At 34.5% G+C, this 4,514-nt stretch carries 4 protein-coding genes; 2 read left to right on the forward strand and 2 right to left on the reverse strand.

Going from position 1 to position 4,514, the window contains the following annotated elements; genetic code table 11:
* On the forward strand, positions 1-707 hold a 707-nt coding region (locus tag Q0296_RS06160; RefSeq protein WP_298038102.1), incomplete at its 5' end, for an Abi family protein.
* A gap of 240 nt (positions 708-947) precedes the next feature.
* Entirely contained in the window at positions 948-1,763 is an 816-nt protein-coding gene (locus Q0296_RS06165) for a hypothetical protein (RefSeq protein WP_298038105.1), read from the forward strand.
* 326 nt (positions 1,764-2,089) lie between these two features.
* Here the strand turns inward: Q0296_RS06165 and Q0296_RS06170 are convergent, their stop codons facing one another.
* Positions 2,090-2,659, reverse strand: a complete 570-nt coding sequence (locus Q0296_RS06170; RefSeq protein WP_298038108.1) for a hypothetical protein — start codon at positions 2,657-2,659, stop codon at positions 2,090-2,092.
* Positions 2,660-2,661: 2 nt separating this feature from the next.
* Positions 2,662-4,514, reverse strand: a 1,853-nt coding sequence (locus Q0296_RS06175) for a hypothetical protein (protein WP_298038110.1), incomplete at its 5' end; no start/stop codon positions are given.

Below are 4,514 nucleotides of genomic sequence, written 5' to 3' on the forward strand. Positions count from 1 at the left end.
ACATAGAACACTGCTTAAAGACAAATTTATTAAAAGATTTTTCAATACTCGATAAAAAAATTGCCCAAAAGCTAACTAGTGATTTTTTAAAATCAAAATTAGGTGAAAAAACTAAAGCATTTTTAAAACGTCCTATAAAAAATAGAAGTGTTTCAAAACTACTTATAGAAAGTAACGGCCCATTAGAACAAATGCCTTTTTGGGTTTTAGTAGAGGTTATACAGCTTGGTAATTTACTAGAACTATACGAATATTTTTATCAAAAAAGATTTACAAATTTCTATAAAAGCCACGAAATTACGCTGATACGCAACGCCATGTTTTCTTTAAAGTGTCTTCGCAATAGTGTAGCGCACAACAACTGCGTATTAACAAATATCTTTGAAGAGAGTCGAGAAACAAAGCAACAAGTGCTTTTAAAAGTATTGTCTCCTAGTAGATATAAAATTCAGCCAAGATATAATGACAATATCGAGAAAATGCTAGCAAATCAAACAACGAGTGATTTTTTAATGGTAGTTTTACTTGCTAAGCTTGTTGTAAAAAGTGACGGTATGTTAAATTCTATTAAGCATGAGTTAAGCATATTTTTTAAAAAAACATGTGCAACAAGATATAGGTTAAAAATTTTTGCAAAACATAGAAAAATAATCTCTCGCATAACCATGGTTTATAAAAGCTATTTACAAATTTTAAGCACGCATTAATTCGATATCTAATATAATCCCATCGATGTTCGTTAGACAAGATCATTTCGAGTTTAACAAGAAAAGCGAGGAAGTCCTCGCTTTAACTTACTGCTTCATGTCCACATATTTAAATTTATCCTATTTGTCATATCAATTTTACTATTAATTCTAATATTAAGGCAAATGCTATCTAGTTATGTAATAGTTTATGTAAAAATAGTAAAATTGCATCTAGCAAATAAATTCGGAGCATATACAATGTTTCACATATTAAATCCTAAATATAATGAATTATCAGAACAAAATTTTAGGGAAACTATAGACGAGATCTGGGACTTCGTGGATATCAAGAACAACAATATGCTGTCAAATCCACAGAACAAGATAAAGGGCAATCGGCCGCTAATAACCAAAAAGAGATTTACGGATATGATGGAAATGGAGTGGATGCCACTACAAGAAGAGTTGAACTGCTCGGATTATCTATATCTGATAATTAAGAATATGGAGAACCAAGTCAATCAATCCAACCAGATCAATCAAGAACAAATAGAGAAGATCAAAAAAGAGTTAGTCAATATACTAATAACAATCAATCACGACTGGGTGAATTGGAGAGCGATGACTTGCGATACGATAGAGCCGAGCGAGGAAGTGATAAATCGGATGAGAGCTTATATCGAGAAACGTCTGGACGTGGAGCAACAAGAGATAATGAGATCAACGTATCCAGCACCTTCGAACATTCAATCAGGCGACTGGATGCACAGACTAACGATACTTTACCGCTGGACGACAGCTTTGGAGAACTTGGGGATGATAGATGACATCCAAGCCAGAGGACTAGTGGACGAGGAGAAGCTGGAAGAGCTAACAATAGCTCTATATAGGCAGGAGTATTGGGAGAAGGATATTCTTTGCGAGGACGAAGCAAAGAAGTTAAGGGAGATGGGCAATACGGATCTGGAAATTTACAAGATAATGGGAGGGCTATCGATCTACAAGGAGTATCTCAATCTGAGTGATGCAAGATATCCAATGAAAGAGATAAGAGAAAAACTACTAAAACATTAAAAGGATAAAAAACATGGAAGAAAATTTGTACTAGATGAAAATACTTTGTCGCCGCATCTCAAAAAAGACTTAAAAAAATTTCTAGATTGCAAAAATTCAAACGTTCATCCTAATTGGGATTTAAGCTTATACTGGAGTGAGCTTTACACATCAATAAATATATCCCAGCTTAGTAGAGAAATTACAAAAGAGCAGGCAGAATACTTAAGAGAAAAATATTTAGGAATTCGCTAACCATGCGATAGCACCTGAAATTTAAATATCTATATATGCTATGGTTTGCAAATCAATTCCCTCAAAATCACCTATAGTTTTTCTTTAAAAATTTAAGCTAGTTGTTGATATTGGGCTTGTTCTTGAAGCAAGCTCTCATATTCGCAAAGCATGTTATAAAACGTTGCCTTTTTAAGTCCCGATGCGCTTATAAATTCTTTTGACGTTATCTCTTTATTTTTCCATTTTTCATAAAGCTCAGGCCAGTTTTGCGGAAAAATGAGCTTATTGCGCCCAACACTATAATTTTTATCCAGTGCCGATAGTGAGATTTTTTCATTCTTCGCTAGTGTATATAAAGTTTGCAACACTGCCATATTTACGACATAGTTAGCGCCATCTTTGTACGTTGGAGCAAGATCATATATAAATAACAAAATTTTGCTATCAATGAAAAACTTTAACTCACTGGCAACATGACTTTGCGATAATGCAAGGCTAAAAATAGATCCAACTATTAGTATATCACCTTGTTTTAAGCGTCTTTTTAAGTGTTGGTACTCATTAAAAGAGCGCGTACTCTCACTTATGATCAGAGCCTCCTCTACTTCATCTAAATATCTTAAAATGTTTTTAAGCCCTTTTATATCGTCATATTGCTTAGCATAGATGTAAATTTTCATCACTAACTCCAAGTAAAAAAGCCAAAGCCTCCAAATTTTATACCTAGCCGCTTTTCTAGCTCTGCTCTATCTAGGATGAGCTGATTTTTATCTTTTGTGCTAAGAATTTTAGCTTTCATCTCAGCAGGCAGAGTATTTGCCCAGTTTTTACACTTATTTTTACTATCACTATCCGTGCCTAGCTCTATCGTTACCTGTTTTTTGTTTATTTTAAACGCGCTTTTATCGTGTTTGTAAAATTCAGCGATCTCATTAAGCGAATCTTGCGCAATAAAACTAGCATTTACTGAATAATCAGCATTAAAACTAAGCGGCCTCATATAACTAGCTCGAGCATATCCAAAGTCATCTAAAATTTCAAGTAACACATTTGACGAGATGAGCATCACATCAGGATACCAAGTGTCGTCCGTGTCCCCTTGTATCATCAAGCCTAACAGCTCTGAAATTTTAGGCAGCATTCTACGTAGATACTCTCTATAAAGTGCGTTGCTTAGGCGAGATATGATTGCGTTGCCTCTACCTTTGTAGGCGTTTTGATCGATATTGCTTGGCAAAGCCCCCTCAAACCTTAAAAATATCATACGCTTTCTAAGCGTCTCATCTGGTTCAAGTGCATCATTTGAAGCAAAAAGTATCATCGGTTGATCTTGCAGTTGTTTGATCTCGCAAGTATCTGAGTTTTTAATGGTGCTTTTTAGATGCCCAATATAGGCGTTACTAACTTCATCTACAAACACTGGCAATGAACAATATCCTGCCTGTATGTCTCTTATAAACGTGCTTTTGCAGCTCTCAGTGTTTAAATTTACGAGCCTTTTTCCACTCATCATCTTTAAAATAGCCGTGATAACAAATGTCTTTCCGCAGTTTGCACTACTTGAAGCAGCTAGTAAAAACATAGGCAAACTTGTAGTGCTTTTGTTTTTAAGATAAGCAATGCAGCGAATTTTAGCGTGAAAAGGCGATGCAAACACTGCATTTAAGAGCTTAAAATGAGTATGCTTTATCCTTTCTTTATCCCCAACAAAATCATTAAAATTTTCAAGAAGCGCTAAAAGCTCGTCTATATCTCGCCTAACTTCATCTTCACAAGGCTGTAAATTTAACTCTTCGTCATCTATAAATGCTCTCAAATTCTCGTAGTTAAATTTTAAACGTGGGTAGTCCGCCTGCGGATTTAGATTTTTAGCCTTTAAGTTCTCTTTGTTTAAATTTAACTCAAATTTTTTAAGAGTTTTTGGAGAAATTTCAAAAAGTCCTTGTTTGTTCTTTAAATTTATATCACCCACCAAAGCTTCGTATCTACCTTTTATTTTTTCATAATCTATTGCGTATTTAACACTATCAAGCCCCGCATCATCACGCATATGTTCTAAAACTATGACTTCGTTCTTCTCTTTTATCTCTTTTATGACTGCATTTGATTTAAATGGATCATCAGTGTGCTTTGTAGTGATCACATCAAGTGGAAGGGCTTTACAGTATGAATAAAATTTGTCAAATCTTTTACTATACTCATCAAAGCAAAATGGCGTAATATCATACGAGTAATGCTCCATTTGATCACCTTCCCAAGCTCTTGCACTCATATTTGCAGATGAGCTTATTACGCATGTAGTACCATTTTTAGAGTTACTTAGTATATAAATTTTACGGTGATCTATGCACGCAAGTGGCACGCGAAATTCAAGTCTTTGTTCTCTCATCATTTCTAATAAATTTTCAAATTTACCAACTTCTTTAGCCGCAACGTCTACATCCGTAAGTGCTGCAATAACAAGATTTTGCATCGTCATATCTTTTTGTGTAAAGAAAGCACCGCCTATTATTACCTTTGCATTTGTAAAATTTA

It is taken from the genome of uncultured Campylobacter sp. (assembly GCF_937890585.1).
Taxonomy (GTDB): Bacteria; Campylobacterota; Campylobacteria; order Campylobacterales; family Campylobacteraceae; genus Campylobacter_A.

Excerpts from the sequence above, each read along its gene's own strand:
- Q0296_RS06170 (WP_298038108.1), bottom strand. The coding sequence starts at position 2,659 with ATGAAAATTTACATCTATGCTAAGCAATATGACGATATAAAAGGGCTT.
- Q0296_RS06165 (WP_298038105.1), top strand. The coding sequence starts at position 948 with ATGTTTCACATATTAAATCCTAAATATAATGAATTATCAGAACAAAAT.